The organism is Pseudomonas sp. LAIL14HWK12:I1 (genome assembly GCF_003202095.1).
Classification (GTDB): Bacteria; Pseudomonadota; Gammaproteobacteria; order Pseudomonadales; family Pseudomonadaceae; genus Aquipseudomonas; species Aquipseudomonas monteilii.
The window spans coordinates 767,839-790,980 of the sequence record NZ_QJKG01000002.1; the positions used below are offsets into that span (position 1 = coordinate 767,839).

Annotated in this window: 21 protein-coding genes; 8 read left to right on the forward strand and 13 right to left on the reverse strand. The window is 63.5% G+C overall.

Features of this window, described 5'->3' with window-relative positions:
* Positions 1–2: 2 nt before the first annotated feature.
* Together lipA and D906_RS08455 are read left to right on the forward strand one after the other, a co-directional pair.
* A complete protein-coding gene (gene lipA, locus D906_RS08450) occupies positions 3–1,019 on the forward strand; it encodes a lipoyl synthase (RefSeq protein ID WP_016712182.1) in 1,017 nt (338 codons plus the stop codon).
* Between the two features lie 86 nt (positions 1,020–1,105).
* Complete coding sequence (locus tag D906_RS08455) at positions 1,106–2,044, forward strand: LD-carboxypeptidase (protein ID WP_025754322.1); 939 nt, start codon at positions 1,106–1,108, stop codon at positions 2,042–2,044.
* A 35-nt stretch (positions 2,045–2,079) separates the two neighbouring features.
* Here the strand turns inward: D906_RS08455 and D906_RS08460 are convergent, their stop codons facing one another.
* From D906_RS08460 to leuS, 5 genes are all read right to left on the reverse strand, one after another.
* Positions 2,080–3,396 carry a lytic murein transglycosylase gene (locus tag D906_RS08460; protein ID WP_027610062.1) on the reverse strand — a complete coding sequence of 439 codons (1,317 nt, stop codon included), beginning with the start codon at positions 3,394–3,396 and terminating at the stop codon, positions 2,080–2,082.
* 60 nt (positions 3,397–3,456) lie between these two features.
* Complete coding sequence (gene arfA, locus D906_RS08465; RefSeq protein ID WP_016712179.1) at positions 3,457–3,621, reverse strand: alternative ribosome rescue factor ArfA; 165 nt, start codon at positions 3,619–3,621, stop codon at positions 3,457–3,459.
* Positions 3,622–3,753: 132 nt separating this feature from the next.
* Positions 3,754–4,791 carry a DNA polymerase III subunit delta gene (holA, locus tag D906_RS08470; RefSeq protein WP_027614882.1) on the reverse strand — a complete coding sequence of 346 codons (1,038 nt, stop codon included), beginning with the start codon at positions 4,789–4,791 and terminating at the stop codon, positions 3,754–3,756.
* A 39-nt stretch (positions 4,792–4,830) separates the two neighbouring features.
* Entirely contained in the window at positions 4,831–5,436 is a 606-nt protein-coding gene (gene lptE, locus D906_RS08475; RefSeq protein ID WP_016712177.1) for an LPS assembly lipoprotein LptE, read from the reverse strand.
* 61 nt (positions 5,437–5,497) lie between these two features.
* Complete coding sequence (leuS, locus tag D906_RS08480; protein ID WP_019098018.1) at positions 5,498–8,104, reverse strand: leucine--tRNA ligase; 2,607 nt, start codon at positions 8,102–8,104, stop codon at positions 5,498–5,500.
* A 229-nt stretch (positions 8,105–8,333) separates the two neighbouring features.
* On the opposite strand from leuS, the gene D906_RS08485 reads away from it, so the two are divergent.
* Positions 8,334–8,648, forward strand: coding sequence for a hypothetical protein (locus D906_RS08485; RefSeq protein ID WP_019098017.1), 315 nt, complete (start codon positions 8,334–8,336; stop codon positions 8,646–8,648).
* 135 nt (positions 8,649–8,783) lie between these two features.
* Complete coding sequence (locus D906_RS08490; RefSeq protein WP_019098016.1) at positions 8,784–9,545, forward strand: YdcF family protein; 762 nt, start codon at positions 8,784–8,786, stop codon at positions 9,543–9,545.
* Positions 9,546–9,609: 64 nt separating this feature from the next.
* On the opposite strand, the gene lnt is transcribed toward D906_RS08490, so the two are convergent.
* The 4 genes from lnt to D906_RS08510 are packed head-to-tail and all read right to left on the reverse strand — an operon-like array spanning position 9,610 to position 13,465.
* Positions 9,610–11,127, reverse strand: coding sequence for an apolipoprotein N-acyltransferase (lnt, locus tag D906_RS08495; RefSeq protein WP_027614884.1), 1,518 nt, complete (start codon positions 11,125–11,127; stop codon positions 9,610–9,612).
* Between the two features lie 8 nt (positions 11,128–11,135).
* Positions 11,136–11,975, reverse strand: coding sequence for an HlyC/CorC family transporter (locus tag D906_RS08500; protein ID WP_016712172.1), 840 nt, complete (start codon positions 11,973–11,975; stop codon positions 11,136–11,138).
* Positions 11,976–12,000: 25 nt separating this feature from the next.
* Complete coding sequence (gene ybeY, locus D906_RS08505) at positions 12,001–12,474, reverse strand: rRNA maturation RNase YbeY (protein WP_019098014.1); 474 nt, start codon at positions 12,472–12,474, stop codon at positions 12,001–12,003.
* Entirely contained in the window at positions 12,467–13,465 is a 999-nt protein-coding gene (locus tag D906_RS08510; RefSeq protein ID WP_016712170.1) for a PhoH family protein, read from the reverse strand. The genes ybeY and D906_RS08510 overlap by 8 nt, the downstream gene beginning before the upstream one ends.
* 176 nt (positions 13,466–13,641) lie before the next feature.
* Here D906_RS08510 and D906_RS08515 point away from each other — a divergent pair, with 176 nt between their 5' ends.
* Positions 13,642–13,968, forward strand: coding sequence for a DUF1820 family protein (locus D906_RS08515; RefSeq protein ID WP_016712169.1), 327 nt, complete (start codon positions 13,642–13,644; stop codon positions 13,966–13,968).
* 3 nt (positions 13,969–13,971) lie between these two features.
* Here D906_RS08515 and D906_RS08520 read toward each other — a convergent pair whose 3' ends face one another.
* From D906_RS08520 to D906_RS08535, 4 genes are all read right to left on the reverse strand, one after another.
* Complete coding sequence (locus D906_RS08520) at positions 13,972–14,517, reverse strand: tetratricopeptide repeat protein (RefSeq protein WP_016712168.1); 546 nt, start codon at positions 14,515–14,517, stop codon at positions 13,972–13,974.
* Positions 14,518–14,773: 256 nt separating this feature from the next.
* A complete protein-coding gene (hemL, locus tag D906_RS08525) occupies positions 14,774–16,057 on the reverse strand; it encodes a glutamate-1-semialdehyde 2,1-aminomutase (protein ID WP_019098013.1) in 1,284 nt (427 codons plus the stop codon).
* Between the two features lie 16 nt (positions 16,058–16,073).
* Entirely contained in the window at positions 16,074–16,697 is a 624-nt protein-coding gene (gene thiE / locus D906_RS08530) for a thiamine phosphate synthase (RefSeq protein ID WP_016712165.1), read from the reverse strand.
* A 13-nt stretch (positions 16,698–16,710) separates the two neighbouring features.
* On the reverse strand, positions 16,711–17,508 hold the full coding sequence (locus D906_RS08535; RefSeq protein WP_019098012.1) for a hydroxymethylpyrimidine/phosphomethylpyrimidine kinase: 798 nt from the start codon (positions 17,506–17,508) through the stop codon (positions 16,711–16,713).
* A gap of 265 nt (positions 17,509–17,773) precedes the next feature.
* On the opposite strand from D906_RS08535, the gene D906_RS08540 reads away from it, so the two are divergent.
* The 3 genes from D906_RS08540 to amn all read left to right on the forward strand — a co-directional run bounded on the left by D906_RS08540 (position 17,774) and on the right by amn (position 23,138).
* A complete protein-coding gene (locus D906_RS08540) occupies positions 17,774–19,762 on the forward strand; it encodes a hybrid sensor histidine kinase/response regulator (protein WP_027614885.1) in 1,989 nt (662 codons plus the stop codon).
* A 154-nt stretch (positions 19,763–19,916) separates the two neighbouring features.
* Positions 19,917–21,569, forward strand: coding sequence for an acyl-CoA dehydrogenase family protein (locus D906_RS08545; RefSeq protein WP_027614886.1), 1,653 nt, complete (start codon positions 19,917–19,919; stop codon positions 21,567–21,569).
* A 105-nt stretch (positions 21,570–21,674) separates the two neighbouring features.
* Positions 21,675–23,138: an AMP nucleosidase gene (amn, locus tag D906_RS08550; protein ID WP_016712161.1), complete on the forward strand. Its 1,464-nt coding sequence runs from the start codon at positions 21,675–21,677 to the stop codon at positions 23,136–23,138.
* The last annotated feature ends 4 nt before the right edge of the window (positions 23,139–23,142 follow it).

Genomic DNA, 23,142 nt, shown 5'->3' on the forward strand with positions numbered 1-23,142 from the left:
ATATGACAACTGTGCAAGAAGCCGTGCCGAACCTGATACCCACCCAGGATGTCACCCCGCGCCCAGCGCCGAAGAAGGTGGAAGCTGGGGTAAAACTGCGTGGCGCCGAAAAGGTGGCGCGCATCCCGGTGAAGATCATCCCCACCGAAGAGCTGCCGAAAAAGCCTGACTGGATTCGCGTGCGTATTCCGGTATCGCCCGAGGTAGACCGTATCAAGCAACTGCTGCGCAAGCACAAGCTGCACAGCGTGTGTGAAGAGGCTTCCTGCCCGAACCTGGGCGAGTGCTTCTCCGGTGGTACCGCCACCTTCATGATCATGGGTGACATCTGCACCCGTCGTTGCCCGTTCTGTGACGTGGGCCACGGCCGGCCGAAGCCGCTGGACCTGGACGAGCCGAAAAACCTGGCGGTCGCCATTGCCGACCTGCGCCTGAAGTACGTGGTGATCACCTCGGTGGACCGCGACGACCTGCGTGACGGTGGTGCCCAGCACTTTGCCGACTGCATCCGCGAGATCCGCGCGCTGTCGCCGGGCGTGCAGCTGGAAACCCTGGTGCCGGACTACCGTGGCCGTATGGACGTCGCGCTGGAAATCACCGCGCAAGAGCCGCCAGATGTGTTCAACCACAACCTCGAAACCGTACCGCGCCTGTACAAGGCCGCGCGCCCGGGCTCGGACTACGACTGGTCGCTGGACCTGCTGCAGAAGTTCAAGCAGATGGTCCCGCATGTACCTACCAAGTCGGGCCTGATGCTCGGCTTGGGCGAGACCGACGAGGAAGTGATCGAAGTGATGCACCGCATGCGCGAGCATGACATCGACATGCTCACCCTCGGCCAGTACCTGCAGCCGTCGCGCAGCCACCTGCCAGTGCAGCGTTTCGTGCACCCGGACACCTTCGCCTGGTTCGCCGAGGAAGGTTACAAGATGGGCTTCAAGAACGTCGCCTCCGGCCCGCTGGTGCGTTCTTCGTACCACGCTGACCAGCAGGCCCACGAAGCCAAGATCAAGCTCTGAGCCTGGTCCGAGGCACGCATGCCGATGCACGCCGAAGGGCGGCATCGGCATTTTTGTTTGTGTACCAAGCGCTGCAAGGAGCCGCAATGAACTGCGCCGAAACCTTACTACCGAGCCTGCCAGCCGCGTTGCCGGCTAACGCCTGCTTTGCCATTGTCGCCCCGGCAGGCGCGGCGCGGCTGGATACGCACAAGGTCAGCCAGTGGTTTGCCGACCGTGGCTACAGCTGCCGCCTTTACCCCGGTGTACACCAGGCCCAGGGCTACCTGGCAGGCTCGGACCAGCAGCGCTTGCAAGACTTGCACGATGCCTTTGCCGATCCGGCCATCGACGCCATCCTGTGCATGCGCGGTGGTTACGGTAGCATGCGCCTGCTCGACCGGCTCGACTTTGACCTGATTCGGCGCAACCCCAAGCCGTTGATCGGCTACAGCGACATTACCGCGCTGCACGCTGCGATCTATCGGCATAGCGGGCTGGTTACCTTCCATGGTGGGATGCTCAATGCCGACCTTCTGGGGGCGAAGTTGCCTCCAACTGAATCGTCGTTGCTGGCGCAGCTGGCTGGGCATGTGCGGGCAGGCGAGCAGATCGTGCACCCGACGGACTATGCCTTGAGCAGTGTATTGGCAGGTGTGGCCAGTGGTCCGCTGCTGGGCGGCAACCTGTCGATGCTGGGTGCGACCATGGGGACGCTGGCCGAGCTGGATACGCAGGGCTGCATTTTGTTTATCGAGGACGTCAACGAGCCGTTGTATCGGGTGGACCGGTTGCTGACCCAGTTGCGCCTGGCAGGCAAGCTGGAAGGGGTCAAGGGCGTGCTGGTGGGGGATTTTGCCGGGATTACCACGGCGGCGCTTGCACCGTTGTTGGTGGAAACCTTTGCGCCTCTGGGGATACCGGTGCTGGCGGGGTGGCGCAGTGGGCATTGTGACCCGAACGTGTGCTTGCCGCTGGGGGCTCGGGTGAGGCTGGACAGTGATCGGCAGGTATTGGTGCTGGAACAGGACCTGTTCAAGGCTTGAGATTGCCGGGGGGCGCAACGCCCCCCCCGGCAATCTCACTGTTGGCGCAGGCTTTCCAGCAGCTTGTGGGTCGGATACCCATCCGCCGGCCACCCCAGCCCCTGCTGGGCATTGCGAATGGCCTTGCGGGTATTGGCGCCGATAATGCCATCAGCATTTCCGGCCTCATGCCCGTTGCTGTTCAGCAGGTTCTGCAATTCCATACGCTCGCTGCGGCTCAGCGGCAGGTCTTCCTTCGGCCAGCTGCCGGCAATGAAGCCCCAGCCGCTGAAGCGATCCCCCAGCAAGCTCACCGCCAGCGCGTAGGACGACGAGTTGTTGTACTTGAGGATGGCGCGGAAGTTGTCCAGCACCAGGAACGCCGGCCCACGCGCACCCGCCGGCAGCAGCAGGGCTGCAGACAACTGGTTGCTGTTGGCGGGCAGTTGCGTGCCTGCAGGCAGTTTCACGCCCATCGCCAGCCATTCGCTCACCGGTTTGCGCAGCGCGCCATCAGCTTGCCAGAAATCGAAACCAGCCGGCACCTGTACCTCGAAGCCCCACGGTTGGCCACGTTTCCAGCCCGAGCTCTGCAGGTAGTGCGCGGTCGAAGCCAGGGCATCCGGTTTGCTGTTCCAGATATCGCGGCGGCCATCGCCGTCGAAGTCCACGGCATGGGTGTTGTAGGTGGTCGGGATGAACTGGGTCTGGCCCATGGCGCCGGCCCACGAGCCGCGCATGGCTTCAGGCTCGATATCACCATGCTGGATGATTTGCAGCGCAGCGATCAGCTGGTCTTGGGCGAACTGTGGGCGGCGGCCTTCGTAGGCCAGGGTGGCCAGTGAGCGGATCACCGACTTGTTGCCCTGGAACTGACCGAAGTTGCTTTCCATGCCCCACACCGCGACCAGCACCTGGCGGTCCACGCCATAGCGTTGTTCGATACGTGTCAGCAGCTCGGCATTCTGCTCCAGCAGCTTCTTGCCGTTGCGCACGCGCAGGGGCGACAGGGCGCCTTCGAGGTATTCCCATACCGGGCGTGTGAACTCCGGCTGGCTACGGTCGGCCTTGATCACGTCCATGTCAGGGGTGACGCCGAGGAACGCGCGGTCGAAGGTGCTGGGTGAAATCCCGGCTTGCAGGGCCTGTTGGCGGAAGCCGGCCTGCCACTGGGCGAAGGTTTGCAGAGGCTGGATTTCAGTGCTGACGTCAGGCGTCGCGCCGGGCACGGTTACCACGGGAGCGGGTTGCGCAGGGGCCAGCGGCAGTGCGTCGGCGGCGGTGGGTTTTTCCGCGCAGGCCACAAGCAGGATGAAGCTGGAGGCCGCGATCAGCTGGCGGGTTTCCCAACGGGGGAGAAGACGGAAGAGCATGCACAGATCCAGAATTGCAGGTCAGGTGACGACCATACCATGCCTGCGCTTGCGATGCTTTCATGCAGCCAAAAAGTAGGAAGCCTCCCAATCTCTCGATTGGAAGGCTTCGCGGCGGTAGCTGCCTTTGCCCTTGGCCGGTTGTTCCTGGCGGCAGCGGAACAGCGGTTGGGCGATGATGGACTTGGCCTTGTTGGGGCCGTGCTTTTTCGGCTTTTTGCTCATGGTGGGGTTCCCGGGTTGGGTGGTTTTCGGGGCGCACTTTAGGGCTTGGTGCGGGTAGGGGCCAATTGATAATGTTTATGGTCGATCACAGTCTTGTGGGAGCGGGCATGCCTGCTCCCACCGCGACCCCAGTTATTCTGGAGGTAGCGCCAGGCGCTGACCAGCCATCAACAGGGAAAGCCGAGACAGCCCCGTCCAGGGCGACCCCTCGGCCTGCCCCTTGATCTGCGCGTCGATACGCTGGGCATCCTGCAACAACTGAGCCCAGCGTTGCGCCGACAAGCGCTGCAGGGCTTTGCTGACCAGCGGTCGGCGTTTGTCCCATATCGGCGGGCGGGCCTGGCTGAAGGCCTTGTCCAGCGGTACACCCTGGCTGAACTGTTGGGCTAGCCCAGCCAGCTGGCGCAGCTCACGGGCCAAAGCCCAGAGGATGACCGGCGGTTCTACCCCCTCGCCACGCAACCCCTCAAGCATACGCAGGGCATGTGCAGCTTCGCCATTGAGAATGGCGTCCACCAGGCCGAAGACATCGAAGCGGGCGCTATCAGCAACAGCGGCCTGCACGGTTTCCACGGTGATCTGGTTGCCATCGGCCAGCAGCTTGAGCTTTTCGATTTCCTGCGCGGCTGCCAGCAAGTTGCCTTCCACGCGCGCGGCAATCAGCTCGACAGCGTCACGCTGTGCCGACAGGCCGGCCTGTTGCAGGCGCTGGTTGATCCACTGCGGCAACTGATGCACATCCACCGGCCAGATCTGGATGAACTGGCAATGCGCGCCTTCGATCAACGCCTTGCCCCACTTGGTCTTTTGCGCACTACCGTCGAGCTTGGGCAGGCTGATCAGCAGCAGGGTATCTTCGGCGGGGTTGGCGCAGTATTCCATCAGCGCCGCGGCGCCTTTGTCACCAGGTTTGCCCGAAGGCAGGCGCAGTTCCAGCAGGCGGCGTTGTGCGAACAGGGACAGGCTCGCTCCAGCCTGGAGCAGGGTGCCCCAGTCGAAGTTTGCGTCGGCACTGAACACCTGGCGCTCGTCGAAACCTTGTTGACGCGCGGCATTACGAATGGCGTCTGCGGCTTCCTGGCATAGCAACGGGTCGTCACCGCTGACCACGTAGACCGGTGCCAAGGTACCTTGCAGGTGCTTGTTGAGTTGGGCGGGGGCGAGTTTCATGGGAAACAGGGGGGGCACCCGAAGGTGCCCCACACGGGCTTAGTTGCCCGGTACTTCCAGCGGCGACTGCTGAGGCGTTTCGGCCTGCTGACGGCGGGCAGCTTCCAGCGCGGCGGCTTCGGCCTGGGCGCGTTCGTCGGCTTTGCGCTGCAGCTCGTCCAGTTGGGACGGGCTCAGCATCTGTAGGCGAACGACCATGGCGTTGACCAGATCGCGGCGCATTTCTTCACGGGCGCGGTTGGCTTCCTGCTCGGAACCGGTGATGTTCGAGCCGTCGCGCAGGTAGATTTTGCGCACTTCCAGCTTGTCGCTCATCAGCTCCAGGTTGTTCAGGCCCTGAATGCTGTAGTTCAACACCGTAGTCAGCTCGTACTCGGCGGTGCGGTTACCACTGTTGTAGGTGGCCGCGCGCTCGCGCTCCTGTTCGTTGGTCAGTACCAGGCGATACGGTGCGCCAGCATGTACGTTGACGCCGCTACGCTCCAGTACTTCACGCAGCTGGACCACGGTCGGGCCATAGGCGTTGCGCGCGCTGACGTCCATTTCCTTCACGCTCAGCTCGGTAGAGCCGGTGCCGCGCAGCTGGAAACCGCAGGCGCTGAGCATGACCGCCAGGCCGATTACCAGCAAATTGCGTTTGATCATGTTGTTGCTCCCTTGTGGGCCTTTTACGCCCGCCCGCAGTGACTGCGAGCGGGCGCTGCCATCAGTTGGCGACGATGTTGACCAGCTTGCCCGGTACCACGATAACCTTGCGGATGGTCAGGCCATCGATGAAGCGCAAGACGTTCTCGTTGCTGCGGGCAGCGGCTTCGACTTCTTCGCGGCTGGCAGCAGCCGGCATTTCGACCTGGCCACGCAGCTTGCCGTTGACCTGCACCACCAGGGTGATGGTGTCCTGCACCAGGGCTGCTTCGTCGACAGCTGGCCAGCCAGCGTCGATCACGGCCTGCTGGTGGCCCAGTTGCTGCCACAGCTCGTGGGAAATGTGCGGGGTGATCGGTGCCAGCAACAGGGTGACGGCCTCAAGGCCTTCCTGCAGCAGGGCGCGGTCCTGTTCGCTGGCCTGCGGGGCCTTTTCCAGCACGTTCATCACGGTCATCACCTGGGCGATGGCGGTGTTGAACTTGTGGAACTGGCCCACGTCGTTGCTGGCCTGCTTGATGGCTGCGTGGATGGCGCGGCGGATGACCTTCTGCGCGTCGTCCAATGCGGTGACATCCAGCTTGCCCGGCAGGCCCTGGCTGACGTGAGCCTGAGCCAGGCGCCAGACGCGGCGCAGGAAGCGGCTGGCACCTTCGACGCCGGAGTCGGACCATTCCAGGCTCATGTCGGGCGGCGAGGCGAACATCATGAACAGGCGGCAGGTGTCGGCACCGTAGGCTTCGATCATCGACTGCGGGTCGACGCCGTTGTTCTTCGATTTCGACATTTTCTCGGTGCCGCCGATTTCCACCGGCAGGCCGTCGGTCTTCAGGCGAGCACCAATGATCTTGGCCTTGGCATCGCGCTCGATCTCGACATCGGCCGGGTTGAACCAGTCCTTGCCGCCGTTGCTGGCCACGCGGTAGTAGGTTTCGGCCACGACCATGCCCTGGGTCAGCAGGTTCTTGAACGGCTCGTTCGAAGTAACCAGGCCTTCGTCACGCATCAGCTTGTGGAAGAAGCGCGCGTACAGCAGGTGCAGGATCGCGTGCTCGATACCGCCGATGTACTGGTCGACAGGCAGCCAGTGGTTGGCGGCTTTCGGGTCTACCAGGCCCTTGTCGTAGTTCGGCGAAGCGTAGCGGGCGAAGTACCAGGACGACTCGACGAAGGTGTCCATGGTGTCGGTTTCGCGCTTGGCCGCAGTGCCGCATTTCGGGCAGGTGCACTCATAAAATTCCGGCATGCGCGCCAGCGGCGAGCCGGCGCCATCCGGCACCACGTTCTCGGGCAGGGTGACCGGCAGCTGGTCTTCCGGCACCGGCACGTCGCCACAGGACGGGCAGTGGATGATCGGGATCGGGCAGCCCCAGTAGCGCTGGCGGCTGATACCCCAGTCACGCAGGCGGAACTGGGTACGCGACTTGCCCAGTTCCTTGCGGATCAGGGCGGCTTCGATGGCATCGAAGGCGCCGGCGAAGTCCAGGCCGTCGAACTCGGCGGAGTTGATCAGCTGGCCGTGCTCGCCATAGGCGGCCTGCCACTCGCTGCCCACTTCATCGCCCGCGCTGGTGCGCACCACGGCCTTGACCGGCAGGTTGTACTTGTGGGCGAACTCGAAGTCGCGCTCGTCGTGGGCCGGCACGGCCATCACGGCGCCATCGCCATAGTGCATCAGCACGTAGTTGGCGACCCATACCGGCAGCTTCTCGCCGGTCAGCGGGTGCTCTACCAGCAGGGAAGTGGCCATGCCTTTCTTCTCCTGGGTGGCCATGTCGGCCTCGGCAACGCTGCCGCTCTTGCACTCGTCGATGAACGCCTGCAGCGCCGGGTTGCCCTGGGCCGCCTGGGTGGCCAGCGGGTGCTCGGCGGCGACGGCGACGTAGGTGGCGCCCATCAGCGTGTCGGGACGGGTGGTGAAGACTTTCAGGGTGCCTTCGTGGCCGATGGTGGCCTGGTCGTACGGGAACTGTACTTCCATGCCGCGCGACTTGCCGATCCAGTTGCGCTGCATGGTCTTGACCTGCTCAGGCCAGCCCGGCAGCTCGTCGAGGCTTTCCAGCAGCTCGTCGGCGTAGTCGGTGATGCGGAAGTAGTACATCGGGATTTCGCGCTTTTCGATCAGCGCGCCCGAACGCCAGCCACGGCCGTCGATGACCTGTTCGTTGGCCAGTACGGTCTGGTCTGCCGGGTCCCAGTTCACGGTACCGTTCTTGCGGTAGATGATGCCTTTCTCGAACAGGCGGGTGAACAGCCACTGCTCCCAACGGTAGTAGTCGGGTTTGCAGGTGGTGACTTCACGTGCCCAGTCGATGGCCAGACCCAGGCTCTTGAGCTGGGTCTTCATGTAGTCGATGTTTTCGTATGTCCACTTGGCCGGGGCGACGTTGTTTTTCATCGCCGCGTTTTCCGCGGGCATGCCGAATGCGTCCCAGCCCATCGGCTGGAGGACGTTCTTGCCCAGCATACGCTGGTAACGGGCAATCACGTCGCCGATGGTGTAGTTGCGAACGTGGCCCATGTGTAGCTTGCCGCTCGGGTACGGGAACATCGAAAGGCAATAGTAGGTGTCTTTGCCTGGCTGTTCGGTAACAGCGAACGATTGTTGCTCGTCCCAGAACTTCTGGGCGGCGGCTTCGATATCACGGGGCGTGTATTGTTCGTGCATGGCTACTTTTGGCTGAGAGAGAAGAGACCTTGTTCCAGGCAGCGGAACCTCGCTGCGTCCGGCACTCCGGTGTCGTTTAGAGTGAACGCCGTAGCATACAGCAGCGCTGCGCATCGTGGGAAACCTTCGTTGCGAATGGCCGCTGGTCGCAGCACCCGGCTGCTTTTCATGGCGCCGCTAAGCTCAGGTGTGGGGGGAGATATTCTTTATCTTCAATTGAGGTGAACGGATGGGAGAGACGCAGCTACCCGCAATGAAACCGGAGCTTTACGAGCGCCTGATCGACCGGCTTGGCCTGGCACTGGAAGTGGCAAGGACCTCGGTACGATTGCGCGACGAGATGCCAGCCGAGCTGGAGTTGCGTGGCCTGAGCCACGCAGAGTTCGAAGTGATCAAGGCTTACCTGGAATCCCTCCCGGAGCGCCACAATGCCTCTGTCGGCAGTTACCCGCAAGCGGAGCCGACATCGGCCAAGATCATCTGGCTCAAGGACAAGAAACGCCCCGCCAATACGGCGAGATCCAGGACGCTGCCACATCGCTAGCCGTTCAGGACGCCAGGCGCGGGCGATCGCGCGCCGGTTCTTCACTATCACACAACTCACGATCGGCGCCGGCCGCACCCTTGTTGACCGGCGCCGATCCTTCTAGGCTGCACGCCTGCCAAGGAGGTGTGGCCGATGCCGATCCGATTCTTCATCAAACAATGGCTGATGCCGCCGGGCATCCTGTTTCTGCTGCTGCTTGCGGCGTGGTGGTTGCGTGCCCGACGGCCACGGTTGGCGGCGTTTTGCTTTGCCGTGGGGCTTGGTGGCCTGTGGCTCATGAGTTTGCCGCTGGTGGTGCAGGAAATCGCCCATAGGCTGGAAAGCGAGCCTCCCTTGGCCGTAAACGACTGGACCGCGCTTGCGCGGCGGGCGGATGCCATTGTGGTGCTGGGCGCAGGGCGTGAGCGCGGAGACCCGGCCTGGGGCGGTAGCGACCAGCCCACGGCCACGGCTTTGGAACGCCTGCGTTTTGCTGCGCAGTTGGCCAAGGCCTCAGGTTTGCCGGTGCTGACCAGTGGTGGGTTGCACTACGGCACGCCGCCGAGCGAAGCGCGGTTGATGGCGGATCGCCTTCACGAAGACTTTGCTGTTGACGTGAAGTGGCGTGAAGAGGCCAGCCGCACGACCTGGGAAAATGCCCAGTTCACGGCCAAGGTGCTGCAGCCGTTGGGGATTCGTCGTGTGGTGGTGGTGACCCAGGCCTGGCACATGCAGCGCTCGCGCTGGAGCTTTGAGCAGGCGGGGTTCGAGGTGGTGCCGGCGCCGGTGGGGTTCCTGGGGCAGGATCATGCGCGGCCGTTTGGCGGGTTGCTGCCGGAGAGCCGGGCGATGTGGCAGAGCGGGCAGTTGTTCAATGAGGCGGTGGGGTTGGTGGGGTATCGGGTTTTCTATTGAGCCTTGCACTGCCTGTCCCGGCCTCTTCGCGGGCTTGCCCGCGAAGAGGCCGGGACAGGATAACTCAGACGGTTTTGGCGATGCGGCCTGCCAGCAATGCCCAGCCCAGCAGCAATGCGCAGACAATCGTCAACGGCCACGAACGCCATTGCAGGTAAGGCGTCAGTTGTTGCATTGGCACCACCTCACCATACAGCACCGCCTGCTGGAACTGCGGAATCTGCGTGGTAATACGGCCAAACGGGTCGATCAGCGCGGTCACGCCGTTGTTGGTGGCGCGGATCATCCAGCGGCCGGCTTCCAGTGCGCGCATCTGCGCCATCTGCAGGTGCTGCAGCGGGCCGATCGAGGTGCCGAACCAGGTGTCGTTGCTGATGGTCAGCAGCAGGTCGCTGCGTGACGCCAGGCCAGCAGCAAACTCGGGGTAGACCACTTCGTAGCAGATGTAGGGCGCAATCTGATAACCCTTGGCCTGCAGCAGTGGCTGGTCTTCCGGCCCACGGGCGAAGTCCGACATGGGCAGGTTGAAGAACTCGATGGCGCCACGCAGCATGTCCTGCAACGGGACGTACTCGCCAAACGGCACCAGCTTCTGCTTGAGGTAGGTGCCGTCACCCTCACCGGTCACGGTGATGCCGTTGTAGTAGCGGCGCTGATGGTGCACCACTTCCCGCACTGGCACGCCGGTGATCAGCGCTGAATGCCGCTCGGCAGCAAAACGGCCCATTACGTCGATGTAGCCTTGGGCCTGGTCCTTGAGCACCGGCACCGCCGTTTCTGGCCACACCAGCAAATCCACGGGCTTTGAGCTGAAACTCAAGTCACGGTACAGGGCCAGTTGCGCGTCGATGTGCGCAGGGTCCCATTTCAGGTCTTGCTCGACGTTGCCCTGAATGGCCGCCACTTTCAACGGGTCACCTACCGGTTTGGTCCAGGCGTGGCCCTTGAGCGCCAGGCCCAGTGCCCATGGGGCCAACAACAGCAGGCAGCCCACGGCCAGGAACGAGGGGCGGGCACGCAGGCGGTGCAGGTTGCACAGCAGGGCAGCAGTGAGCGCCAGCGTGAAGGAAATCAGCCACACGCCGCCCAGCGGCGCCAGGCCGGCCAACGGGCCGTCCAGCTGGCTGTAGCCGGCGTAAAGCCAGGGGAAACCGGTCAGGAACCAGCCGCGAAAGGCCTCTTGCAGCAGCCACAGCGCCGCGAAGCACAGGGCATCGGCCAGCGGCGCTTCGTTGCGCCGTAGCCAGCGTGCCCACAGCCAGGTGGGCAAGGCAAAGAACCAGGCCAGCGCGGCGAAGAACGCCAGCAGCAGCAGAATCGCCAGCAGCGGCGAGGCACCGCCGTAGGTGTTCATGCTGACGTAAATCCACCAGGTGCCGGCGCCATACAGGCCAAAACCGAACCACCAGCCACGCCACATGGCCTGGCGCGGGCTGAGCTCGCGCAGGCCAAGGTAGAGCATGGCGATGGACAACACGGCCAGCGGCCAGATGTCGAACGGCGCCAGGGCCAGGAGTGTGGAGGCACCGGCCGCCAGGGCCAGCAGGTTACCGGGCCAGCCGGGGCGGGTGATCCAACGCATGTTTGTCCTTAACGGGTGATCGGGGTCAGGCGCAGCAAGTGTATCCGCCGGCTGTCGGCGTTGAGAATACGGAACTTGTAAGACCCGATCTCGGTAGTTTCGTTGCGCTTGGGCAGGTGGCCGAAGGCGCTCATCACCAGGCCGCCAACCGTGTCGAACTCGTCATCGGAGAACTCGCTGTCGAAGAACTCGTTGAAGTTGTCGATCGGGGTAAGCGCCTTCACCAGGAAGTCACCGCTGGGCAGTGGTTTGATGTAGCTGTCTTCCTCGACGTCGTGCTCGTCCTCGATGTCGCCAACGATCTGCTCCAGCACGTCCTCGATGGTCACCAGGCCCGCCACACCGCCGTATTCGTCGATGACGATGGCCATGTGGTTATGGTTGGCACGGAACTCGCGCAGCAACACGTTCAGGCGCTTGGACTCGGGCACGAAGGTGGCCGGGCGCAGCAGGTCCTTGATGTTGAAGCTGTCGCCGTTTTCCTTGAGGATCAGCGGCAGCAGGTCTTTGGCGAGCAGGATCCCGAGTACGTCGTCATGGCTTTCGCCGATCACCGGGTAGCGCGAGTGCGCGGCGTCGATCACCGCCGGCAGGAATTCGCGCGGCGACTGGCTGGCCTTGATGCTGATCATCTGCGAACGCGGGACCATGATGTCGCGAACCTGCAGGTCGGCGACCTGGATGGCGCCTTCGACGATGGTCAGTGCTTCGCTGTCCAGCAGCTTGTTCTGGTGGGCTTCGCGCAGCAGCTCAAGCAGCTCCTGGCGGTTTTTCGGCTCATGGGCAAAAGCCTGGGTCAGTTTACCCAGCCAGGACTTCTGCCCGTTGCTCGATCGATCTTCGCTCATGGCGGTTCTCGTGATCCTTCGTGTATCAGTGTGTGATTGAGTCGGTTTCATCGTCGGCATACGGGTCGGGGTGACCCAGTTCTGCCAGCAATTCTCGTTCCAGGCCTTCCATTTCCTCGGCTTCCTCATCTTCGATGTGGTCGTAGCCGAGCAGGTGCAGGCAACCGTGGATGACCAGGTGTGCCCAGTGCGCTTCGAGCGATTTGCCCTGTTCGGCCGCTTCGCGCTCGACCACCGCCACGCAGATGACCAGGTCGCCCAGCAGCGGGATATCGAGCAGGTCGTCAGGCACGTCGGCCGGGAACGACAGCACGTTGGTCGCGTAGTCCTTGTGCCGGTAGGTGTGGTTCAGCTCGCGGCCTTCGGCTTCGTCGACCAGGCGAATGGTCATTTCCGAGTCGGCACTGCGCTGGCGCAGGGCCAGTTCGCACCAGCGGCGGAAGGCGGCGTCATCCGGGGCGGCAGCGTCCGTGGCCCGTTGAATATCAAGTTCAAGCATCTTTGCCGGGCGCCTCGGGCTTGGCCTGGCGGGCTTCGAAGCGGTCGTAGGCTTCGACAATGCGCTGCACCAGTGGGTGACGAACCACATCTTTGGGTTGGAAGTGGGTAAAGCTGATACCCGGAACGTCTTTCAGCACCTCGATGACGTGTGCCAGGCCCGATTTGGTGCCGCGCGGCAGGTCGACCTGGGTGATGTCGCCGGTGATCACCGCCGTGGAGCCGAAGCCGATGCGGGTGAGGAACATCTTCATCTGTTCCAGCGTGGTGTTCTGGCTTTCGTCGAGGATGATGAAGCTGTTGTTCAGGGTGCGGCCACGCATGTAGGCCAGCGGGGCGATCTCGATCACCTGGCGCTCGATCAGCTTGGCCACGTGTTCGAAGCCAAGCATTTCGTACAGCGCGTCGTACAGCGGGCGCAGGTACGGGTCGATCTTTTGCGCCAGGTCGCCGGGCAGGAAGCCGAGCTTTTCGCCCGCCTCGACCGCCGGGCGTACCAGCAGGATACGGCGTACCTGTTCACGCTCGAGCGCGTCCACGGCGCAGGCCACGGCCAGGTAGGTCTTGCCGGTACCGGCCGGGCCGATGCCGAAGTTGATGTCGTTGGCCAGGATTTCCTTCACGTAGCGCTGCTGGTTGAGCCCGCGCGGGCGAATGTTGCCCTTGCGCGTACGCAGCGACACGCTGACCTCGTTGACGGCCGGGTTGTCGATGTTCTCGACGGCCGACTCCTGCAGGTACAGGTGTACGGTTTCCGGCGACAGGTCGGTGGCCTTGGTCTCGCGGTAGAGACGGCGCAACAACTGTTCGGCAGCGGAAGTGGTCTTGGGTTCGCCGATCAGTTCGAACTGATTGCCGCGGTTGCGGATTTCGATGGCCAGGCGCTGTTCGATCAGGCGCAGGTGCTCGTCGAACTGGCCGCACAGGTTGGCGAAACGGTGGGCCTCGAAGGGCTCGAGGATGAAACGATGGGGTTCTATGGGTGCGTTCAAGGTCGTTTTTAGCCGCTCGACGGCAATGGATGTGAACTCAAGAATAACCCTTGAATGGCAGTGGCGAAAGCACTGAAACGTTCAACGGTATGTAGGGCCGTTACAGCCGACACAGATCAGCAAACCTGTCTGCTATGATGGCCGCCTTTTCTTACGCATGTGTTATCCCGCCGAACATGAGCAAACGCGAACCTGCCATCTATAAAGTGATCTTCCTCAACCAGGGGCAGGTCTTCGAGATGTATGCCAAGCAGATCTACCAGAGCGACCTGTGGGGCTTTCTGGAAATCGAGGAGTTCGTGTTCGGCGAGCGCTCGCAACTGGTGGTGGACCCGAGCGAGGAAAAGCTCAAGAGCCAGTTCGAAGGGGTAGTCCGCAGTTTTGTGCCGATGCACTCGATCGTGCGCATCGATGAGGTGGAGCGTCTGGGCACGGCCAAGATCAGCGAAGCCAAGGGCGGCGGCAATGTCATGCCGTTCCCGATGCCGATGCCGGAAAGGTAAGCCTCAGGGGAGCGGCGAGAACGGCGTACGCCCTTCGGCGTTCTGCAGTTCCAGCAGGTACTTGCGGAAGATCTGGCCGAGCACTTGAGTGGCGTGCTCAAGCTCGTCGCGGGGCATTTGCTCGGTCACTTCGTCGGCCATGTCCAGTGCATCTTCTGCGCCGTTGACGGCGGCCATCTTCAGCAGGATGTAGGCCTGCACGTTGTTGGCCTTGACCCCTTCGCCATGGAAGAACATGGCCCCCAGGCGGTACTGCGCGTCAGCGTGGCCTTGCAGCGAAGCCTTCTGGAACCAGTCCAGGGCTTTGTCGAGGTTTTTCGGCGTTTGCGTGTAGAAGTACTCGCCCAGTTCGAACTGCGCCTGGGCATCCCCTGCGGTTGCCGTCTGCTCGCAGGCCTTGAGGGCGTTTGCCAGGTCTTCAGGCTGAACGTTCAAGGTGCAGCGGCCCGTCGCTGGAATGAGCAACGAGTTACCGCCCTCCGCCAGGGCCAGCAGGGGCTGAAGAAGCAACAGGCAGCCCAGGGTCAGGGCGCGGCCGGTGCGGTTCATGGGGATCGACTTACCTCTGCAAAGCTGCGGCCAAGGTCTCTGGTGGCACATTATGGGATAAGCAGCGCCAACCTTACAAAGTTTTACTCGAATTTCTGCTTGGTTGGGGAAGTCAGCTGATTGTGCATGAATATTTCTTGCCTCCACCGGCCTCTTCGCGGGTAACCCGCTCCTACAATGACCGCGCCACCCGTGAAAGCGACGCAGCCCCTGTAGGAGCGGGTTTACCCGCGAAGAGGCCGGTACAGGCTGACCGTTACTTCAGGGCTGCAAAGGCCTTTTCAGCCGCATCGAGGGTGATCTGCAACTCTTTGTCGCCATGGGCGATGGAGGTGAAGCCTGCCTCGAATGCGCTTGGTGCCAGGTACACGCCACCGTCCAGCATCAAATGGAAGAAGCGCTTGAAGCGCTCGGCATCGCTGGCCATCACGTCTTCGAAGGTGACGATGTCGTCGGCACCGCTGAAGTACAGGCCGAACATGGCACCGGCCTGGGTGGTGACGAACGGTATGCCAGCGGCATCGGCGCGCTGTTGCAGGCCGTCGAGCATGCGGCTGGTGTAGTCGGTCAGCTCGGCGTGGAAGCCCGGACGGCTGATCAGCTTCAGCGTGGTCAGGCCGGCGGCCATGGCCAGCGGGTTGCCCGACAGGGTGCCGGCCTGGTAGACCGGGCCGAGCGGGGCGATGCAGCCCATGATTTCACGCTTGCCACCGAAGCAGCCGACCGGCATGCCGCCACCGACGATCTTGCCGAAGGTAGACAGGTCCGGCTTGATGCCGTAATGGCCCTGGGCGCCGCCCAGGGAAACGCGGAAGCCGGTCATCACTTCGTCGAAGATCAGTACCACGCCGTGCTTGTCGCACTGCTCGCGCAGGCCTTCGAGGAAGCCCGGTGCCGGCGGTACGCAGTTCATGTTGCCGGCCACCGGCTCGACGATGATGCAGGCCACGGTCTGGCCGACGTCGGCCAGGGTCTTCTCGACGGCGGCGATGTCGTTGAACGGCAGGGTCAGGGTGTGCTTGGCGAAGTCAGCCGGTACGCCCGCCGAGCTTGGCACGCCCTGGGTCAGCAGGCCGGAACCGGCTTTTACCAGCAGGCTGTCGGAGTGGCCGTGGTAGCAGCCTTCGAACTTGATGATGGCATCACGGCCGGTGTAGCCACGGGCCAGGCGGATGGCGCTCATGGTGGCTTCGGTGCCCGAGCTGACCATGCGCACCATTTCCATGGACGGCACCAGCGAGCAGACCAGGTCGGCCATGTCGGTTTCCATGGCGGTCGGTGCGCCATAGGACAGGCCGTGCTCCAGCTGCTTGCGTACCGACTCCAGCACGTCCGGATGGCCGTGGCCGAGGATCATCGGGCCCCAGGAACCGACATAGTCGACGTAGCGCTTGTCGTCCTCGTCAACAACGTAGGCGCCTTCGGCATGCTTGAAGAACAGCGGCGTGCCGCCCACGCTTTTGAAAGCGCGCACTGGCGAGTTGACGCCACCGGGGATGTGCTTCTGGGCTTTGGCGAACAGGTCTTCGGAACGGGACATGAAAGTTCTCTCGAAATCAGGATGCGAACAAGGCGTTGAAGGCGCGGGCGCGGCGGGTAACTTCCTGCGCGCTGTCGGCACCGAACAGGCCGTGGATCACCGCCAGCAGGTCGGCGCCGTGGGCGACCAGCGGGGCGGCGTTGTCGAGGGTGATGCCGCCGATCACCGCGATCGGCAGTTTCACCTGGGCGCGTGCCTGCTCCAGCAGTTGGACGTTGGCAGCGGGCGCACCCGGCTTGGTGACGGAATTGAAGAAGCGGCCGAAGGCCACGTAGCTGGCCCCTTCGCTGGCGGCCTGGGCGGCGAGGTCGAGGCTGGCGTGGCAGGTTGAGCCGATGATCGCCTGGCGGCCAAGCAGGGCACGGGCCGGGGTCAGCGGGCCATCGGTCTGCCCCAGGTGCACGCCGACGCCCAGGCGTGCGGCCAGTTCGGCGTCGTCGTTGATGAGCAGTTGGGTGCCGTAGCGCTCGCAGAGCTTCATCAGCCCTTCGGCTTCGCGCAGGCGGCGCGCTGCGTCGTCGCTTTTGTCGCGGTACTGCAGCAGGCACACGCCGCCTTCCAGTGCCGCCTCGACATGGGACAGGAAACGGCCGGCGAGCAGCTGGCTGTCGGTGATGGCGTACAGACCGCGTAGCTTCATGGAAGGCCTCGTATCAGGAGCAGAAGTCCAGGGGCAGGCGGCGCGGCACGTACTGGCCTTTGCCCAGCTGTTCGGCGTCACGCAGGGTGCGCCAGGTGTAGTCCAGTGCGCTGCGTACGGCGCTTACCAGTTGCTCGCCGAGGGCCAGGCGGCCGGCCAGGGCGCTGGCCAGGGTGCAGCCCGAGCCGTGATAGCTGCCCGGCAGGCGCTGGCAGGTCCAGGTGTGGTGCTTGCCGTCCTGGGTGTACAGGCGGTTGTGGATTTCGTCTTCGTCGCCGTGACCGCCGGTAATCAGCAGGTGTCTACAGAACGGCAAGAGTTTCTCGGCACACTCGTCGGCGGTGCCCTCGGGCAGTTCGGCGAGGATGCGCGCCTCAGGCAGGTTTGGCGTGGCGATGGTCGCCAGCGGCAGCAGGCGTTCGCGCAGGGCATAGCCCACTTCGTCCTTGCCCAGGCGGCCACCGCCACCGGCACGCAGCACCGGATCGCACACCAGCGGCAGGTGCGGATGGGCAGCTAGCAGCTCGGCCACGGTGTCGACCATCTCGATCGAGCCGAGCATGCCCAGCTTGACGGCGGCCACGGTGGAGTCGGCCAGCACGGCATTGGCCTGGGCCAGTACCCACTCGCGGTCGAGCACGCGGAAGTCGGAAACGTTGACGGTATCCTGCACGGTCAGGGCGGTCACGGCGGGCGCGGCGTGACAGCCTTGGGCGATCAGGGCTTCGATATCTGCCTGCAAGCCGGCGCCGCCACTTGGGTCGTGGCCGGAGAGACAGAGGACAACGGGGCGGGAGCTGTAGGTATTCATGGTCGGCGAGCTTACCACCAAACCTGTTTGGGCGGATCGTCCGACAAACGAGTTTTGTTGATCGTTCGGTCAGAATTGTTTGTTGAATTTTTCTGAAAGTATTGATTTAGAGCCTTTTCTTTGATTTTTGATATGGCCGATTGCCAGGTTGCGAAGCTATGCTAGAGTGCTCGGATAACTCGATAAACGGGTTCTGCAGGATCACGTCGTCTCAAACGGATGGGAGGCAACCGCGACGCGACCGAGCAGGCCATGCTGGGGCTGTATGCGCTATTTGCTGATTGTGCTTCTGGGCTTGCTGCCCGTGCTGGCTGGAGCGGTCGATTTCGACAGCGCTACGCAGCACCTTCCATTGGGCAAGGCCATGCAGGTGTATGAAGACCTTGATGGCAGTGCCAGCATCGCCCAGGTCAGTGCCCCCGGGTTTGCCAAACATTTCCGCCCCCACGATAAAGACGTGCTGAATGCCGGTTATTCCACCTCGGTGTTCTGGCTCAAGGTCGAGCTGCGCCCGGTTGCCGCGCCCGGCGCTGCCCCTCGGCAGTGGCTACTTGAGCTGGCTTACCCGCCGCTGGACCACCTGGAGCTGTACTTGCCTGATAGCGGCGGTGTCTACCGCCTGGCGCAGCGCACCGGCGATGCCTTGCCCTACGACAGCCGGCAGATCCGGCAGAACAACTACCTGTTCGAGCTGCAGTTGCCGCCAGGCGAGGTGACTACTGCCTACCTGCGCCTGCACAGCCAGGGCTCGGTGCAGGCACCGCTGGCGCTGTGGTCCCCTGAAGCCTATATGGAAGAGCAGCCCACGCGCCTGTATGTGCTGGGGATGATCTACGGCGTGTTGTTGGTGATGCTGGTGTACAACCTGTTCATCTACCTCAGCGTGCGGGACGTCAGCTACCTCTATTACATCCTGTACATTGCCTCGTTCGGTTTCTATCAGGTGTCGGTGAACGGTGCGGGTGTCGCTTATTTCTGGCCGGACAGCCCCTGGTGGGCGAATGCCTCGACACCACTGTTCATCGGTGCGGCAGGCTTGTTCGGTTGCCAGTTTGCCCGGCATTTCCTGCAATTGGGCAACATCAGCCGCGGCTTTGACCGTTTGCTGCAACTGCTGATGCTGGGTGGCGCGCTGGTCATGGTAATGGCGGTGAGCGTGCCCTATGGCATTGCCCTGCGCATGGCCACGCTGCTGGCCTTGCTGTTTACCGTGAGCATCTTCAGTGCGGGGCTGTACGCCTGGTGGCGGGGCTTGCGCGTGGCGCGTTGGTTCATCATCGCCTGGACGGCCTTCCTGCTCGGTGGCCTGGTCAACACCCTGATGGTGCTGGGCTACCTGCCGAACCTGTTCATCACCATGTATGCCAGCCAACTGGGTTCGGCGTTGGAGGTGGCACTGCTGTCGCTGGCGCTGGCCGACCGCATCAACAGCCTGCGCGAGCAGCAGGCGCAAACCTTGCGCGAATCCGGACGCACGCTGGAGCAGTTGAACCTGCAACTGGCCAGAAGCAACCGGTTGAAGGATGAGTTTCTGGCCAGTGTGACCCACGAACTGCGCACCCCGATGAATGGTGTGATCGGCTCGCTGGAACTGATGCACACCCTGCCGATGGAGGCCGAGATGGCCCAGTATCACCGCACGGCGGTGGGGTCTGCGCAGGGGATGATGGACATGGTCGATGCCATTCTCACCTTGTCTGAATTGCAGGCCGGTCGCCTGCGTGCGCAGCCGGCGCCGTTCAGCCTGCGCACACTGCTGCAGGGTTTGCGCGCCGGTTATGCCGGGCAGGCCTTGGGCAAAGGCTTGTACCTGAGCCTGGATATCCCGGCTGACCTGCCGGATGCGCTGGAGGGCGATGGAGAGAAATTGGCCCGCTGCCTTGGCTGCCTGGTGGAGAACGGGTTGAAGTTCACCCACCAGGGCGGGGTGATGATCCAGGTGCGCGGGCGCCGGGTAGGGCCGGGGGATCTGGCGTTGACCTTTACGGTCAGTGACAGCGGGATTGGTTTTGATGACCTTGAGCAGTCGACCCTGTACCAGCGGTTCTTCCAGGTGGATGGGTCGATGACCCGGCGCTATGGCGGGTTGGGGATTGGCTTGTCGATCTGCCGGCAGATGGGGGAATTGCTGGGCGCGCGGTTGGCGCATGAGTCGACGCGTGGGTTGGGGAGCCGGTTCGAGTTGAGTTTGAACATGGCGATTTCGCAGGTGCAGATGAGCCCGAGCATCCTGCAGGCGCGGCGTTCGCTTTGAAGGTGTGGGATTGGGGCAGGGCGGACACCTGTCAGCCCTGACACATCCTCAAACCATGCTCCCACCCCACGTTTAGTCATTAATGCCCCTTTGACTCCCCCGCAACCAGTGCTTCACTGGGTCTCTCAAGCCTACCCGGATCCAGGAGCCCCCGATGAACCTGCACCAGTACGCTGAAACCCACGAAGTCACCAACCAGCCTCCGCCCCTCGACGGCGCCAACCTCTACCGCCTCGACCTGCCGCTGCAGGACTGGTCCCGGCGTTTTGGCGCAGGCTGGGCCGAGTCGCGGATCGACGCCTATGGTGCCTTGGCTGGCGGCCCGCTGATGCAGGCCGGTTTCCTGGCCAACGCACACAAACCCGAATTCGTCAGCCACGACCGCTATGGTCATCGCATCGACCTGGTCGAGTTTCACCCCGCCTACCACGAGCTGATGCGCACCGCCGTCGAACACGGCCTGCCTTCTTTGCCCTGGGCCGAGGCCCGTGCTGGCGCCCATGTGGCGCGGGCTTCCATGACCTACCTGCACAGCCAGGCCGAGGCCGGGACCGGCTGCCCGCTGACCATGACCTTCGCCGCCGTGCCGGCGTTGCGCCTGCAACCCGAGCTGGCCGAGTACTGGCTGCCGAAAATCCTGGCCTGCGAATATGACCCTCGCAACATCGGCGACCGGCACAAGGCCGGGGTTACCCTGGGCATGGCCATGACCGAGAAGCAGGGCGGCACCGATGTGCGCGCCAATACCACGCGGGCCTATCCGGTGGGCGCTCCCGGCCCGGGCCAGGCCTACGAGCTGGTGGGGCACAAGTGGTTCTGCTCGGCGCCCATGTGTGATGCCTTCCTGACTTTGGCCCAGACCGAAAAAGGCCTGAGCTGCTTCCTGCTGCCGCGTCATCGCCCGGACGACAACCGCAATCAGTTCTACATCCAGCGGCTGAAGAACAAGCTCGGCAACAGCTCCAATGCCTCCAGCGAGGTGGAGTTCCGGGGGGCGCTGGCATGGATGATTGGCGAGGAAGGGCGGGGCGTGCCGACCATCATCGAGATGGTGGCCATGACCCGCTTCGACTGCATGGTCGGCTCCAGCGCCTTGATGCGCCAGGCGCTGACTCAGGCGGCTCACCACTGCGCGCACCGCAAGGTCGGTGGCCGGGTGTTGAACGAACAACCGCTGATGCAGAACGTGCTGGCCGACCTGGCGCTGGAAAGCGAGGCCGCGCTGGCCCTGAGCCTGCGCATGGGGCAGGCGCTGGAGCAGCTCGACGACCCGCAGCAGGCGCATTTCGCACGGCTGGTCACGGCCGTGGGCAAGTACTGGATCTGCAAGCGAGCGCCGGCCATGATCAACGAGGCAGCCGAATGCCTGGGCGGTGCGGGTTATGTGGAGGACAGCATCCTGCCGCGGCTGTACCGCGAAGCACCGGTCAACTCGACCTGGGAAGGCTCGGGCAATGTGCAATGCCTGGATGTGTTGCGGGCGTTGTCCAAGGAGCCGGGTGTGCTGGACGCGTTGTTCGCCGAACTGGGCGACGGGCATGGCGACCCACGGTTGGCCGCGCACATCGGTAACCTCAAAGGGGCGTTTGCCGACACGGGCGACATGCAGTACCGGGCGCGGCAGTTGACTGAGGACATTGCCCTGGCGTTGCAGGCCAAGCTGTTGCTGGAGGCGGGGAATGCGGTGGTGAGTGATGCGTTTATCGGAAGCCGGCTGGCGGGGAGCGGCCGGGTGTACGGAGCGTTACCACGGGGTGTAGATGTCGAGGCTCTGGTTACAAGGGCTACGCCCACCTGGCCGCTGTAGGTGCGGACGTGCCCGCGAATGCATGCAACACCGATCAATGGGGATGTTTTTACCCAAGAAGGCAGGCAAGATGGTTCACATGCATGTCCAGACAGGAAGCACAGTGTGAGCCACGCTTTTGTAGTCGTTGATACTCCCGAACAGGCCGTCGACCGTCTGGCGGCCTTGCATGAACAGGCCACCGGGGCCCTGAGCCAGGCCCTCAAGCGTTACCTGAAGGACCGTACCGAGCCGGGCGCCGATGAGCGGGACCTGTTCCGCTACCCGGCACTGCGCCTGACCTACCACAGCCACGGCGAAGTGGCCGCCACCACGCGGGCCTATGCCAAGGTCCAGGTGGCCGGCACCTACAGCGTTACCGTCACCCAGCCAGCCGCGTTCCGTAGCTACCTGCTGGAGCAATTGCGCCCATTGATGCACGACTACACCGTCACGGTAGAGGTCGGCGTCAGCGAACAGAACATCCCTTACCCCTACGTGGTCGACCAGGGCGACGAGCTGGCCGGCAGCGGTATTACCGCCGCGCAACTGGCGCGGGTGTTCCCCAGCACCGACCTTTCGGCCGCCACCGACAATATCGCCGATGGCCTGTACGACTGGGACCGTGCCGAAATTTTTCCGCTGGCACTGTTCGACGCCGCCCGCGTCGACTTCTCGCTGCGCCGCCTGGTGCACTACACCGGCAGCGACTGGCGCCATGTGCAGCCATGGATACTGCTGACCAACTATCACCGCTATGTCGACCAGTTCATCAGCCATGGCCTGGAGCAGCTGCGTGACGACCCGCGTTTCGTGCGCATGGTGCTGCCGGGCAATGTGGTGATCGAAAAGGGCATGGACCACGGTGAAACCCAGGCGCTGGTGGCCAGCGTGATCTGGCACCGCTACCAGATGCCGGCCTACCACCTGATCGCCGCCGACGGCGACGGCGTTACCTTGGTCAACATTGGTGTCGGCCCGTCCAACGCCAAGAACATCACCGACCACCTGGCCGTGCTGCGCCCGCACTGCTGGCTGATGATCGGCCACTGCGGCGGGCTGCGGCAATCGCAAACCATCGGCGACTATGTGCTGGCCCACGCCTACATGCGCCGTGACGGCATTCTCGACCGGGTGGTGCCGCCGAACATCCCGATTCCGGCCCTGGCCGAAGTGCAGCTGGCCTTGCAGGAGGCGGCTGCGCAGGTTACCGGCGAGCGTGGCGAACAGTTGAAGAAGCGCCTGCGCACCGGCACCGTGCTGACCTACGACGACCGCAACTGGGAGCTGCGCTGGGCTCAGGAACGCCCGCTCATCAACCTGTCGCGTGCCGTGGCGGTGGACATGGAAAGCGGTACCATCGCCGCCCAGGGTTACCGCCTGCGTGTGCCGTACGGCACCTTGCTGTGTGTGTCCGACAAGCCGCTGCACAGCGAGATCAAGCTGCCGGGCTCGGCCAACGCCTTCTACAACCGGGCGGTGAGCCAGCATCTGAAGATCGGCATTGCCGCCCTCGACCTGCTGCGCACCGAGCTCAACTCGCTGCACTCGCGTAAACTGCGCAGCTTCGATGAGCCGCCGTTCCGCTGAGGAT

Excerpts from the sequence above, each read along its gene's own strand:
- lptE (WP_016712177.1), bottom strand. The coding sequence starts at position 5,436 with ATGATCAAACGCAATTTGCTGGTAATCGGCCTGGCGGTCATGCTCAGC.
- D906_RS08545 (WP_027614886.1), top strand. The coding sequence starts at position 19,917 with ATGAACCTGCACCAGTACGCTGAAACCCACGAAGTCACCAACCAGCCT.
- D906_RS08515 (WP_016712169.1), top strand. The coding sequence starts at position 13,642 with ATGAGCAAACGCGAACCTGCCATCTATAAAGTGATCTTCCTCAACCAG.
- lipA (WP_016712182.1), top strand. The coding sequence starts at position 3 with ATGACAACTGTGCAAGAAGCCGTGCCGAACCTGATACCCACCCAGGAT.
- D906_RS08520 (WP_016712168.1), bottom strand. The coding sequence starts at position 14,517 with ATGAACCGCACCGGCCGCGCCCTGACCCTGGGCTGCCTGTTGCTTCTT.
- lnt (WP_027614884.1), bottom strand. The coding sequence starts at position 11,127 with ATGCGTTGGATCACCCGCCCCGGCTGGCCCGGTAACCTGCTGGCCCTG.
- thiE (WP_016712165.1), bottom strand. The coding sequence starts at position 16,697 with ATGAAGCTACGCGGTCTGTACGCCATCACCGACAGCCAGCTGCTCGCC.
- D906_RS08490 (WP_019098016.1), top strand. The coding sequence starts at position 8,784 with ATGCCGATCCGATTCTTCATCAAACAATGGCTGATGCCGCCGGGCATC.
- D906_RS08455 (WP_025754322.1), top strand. The coding sequence starts at position 1,106 with ATGAACTGCGCCGAAACCTTACTACCGAGCCTGCCAGCCGCGTTGCCG.
- D906_RS08460 (WP_027610062.1), bottom strand. The coding sequence starts at position 3,396 with ATGCTCTTCCGTCTTCTCCCCCGTTGGGAAACCCGCCAGCTGATCGCG.
- D906_RS08540 (WP_027614885.1), top strand. The coding sequence starts at position 17,774 with ATGCGCTATTTGCTGATTGTGCTTCTGGGCTTGCTGCCCGTGCTGGCT.
- D906_RS08500 (WP_016712172.1), bottom strand. The coding sequence starts at position 11,975 with ATGAGCGAAGATCGATCGAGCAACGGGCAGAAGTCCTGGCTGGGTAAA.
- ybeY (WP_019098014.1), bottom strand. The coding sequence starts at position 12,474 with ATGCTTGAACTTGATATTCAACGGGCCACGGACGCTGCCGCCCCGGAT.
- D906_RS08535 (WP_019098012.1), bottom strand. The coding sequence starts at position 17,508 with ATGAATACCTACAGCTCCCGCCCCGTTGTCCTCTGTCTCTCCGGCCAC.
- hemL (WP_019098013.1), bottom strand. The coding sequence starts at position 16,057 with ATGTCCCGTTCCGAAGACCTGTTCGCCAAAGCCCAGAAGCACATCCCC.
- leuS (WP_019098018.1), bottom strand. The coding sequence starts at position 8,104 with ATGCACGAACAATACACGCCCCGTGATATCGAAGCCGCCGCCCAGAAG.
- D906_RS08485 (WP_019098017.1), top strand. The coding sequence starts at position 8,334 with ATGGGAGAGACGCAGCTACCCGCAATGAAACCGGAGCTTTACGAGCGC.
- holA (WP_027614882.1), bottom strand. The coding sequence starts at position 4,791 with ATGAAACTCGCCCCCGCCCAACTCAACAAGCACCTGCAAGGTACCTTG.
- arfA (WP_016712179.1), bottom strand. The coding sequence starts at position 3,621 with ATGAGCAAAAAGCCGAAAAAGCACGGCCCCAACAAGGCCAAGTCCATC.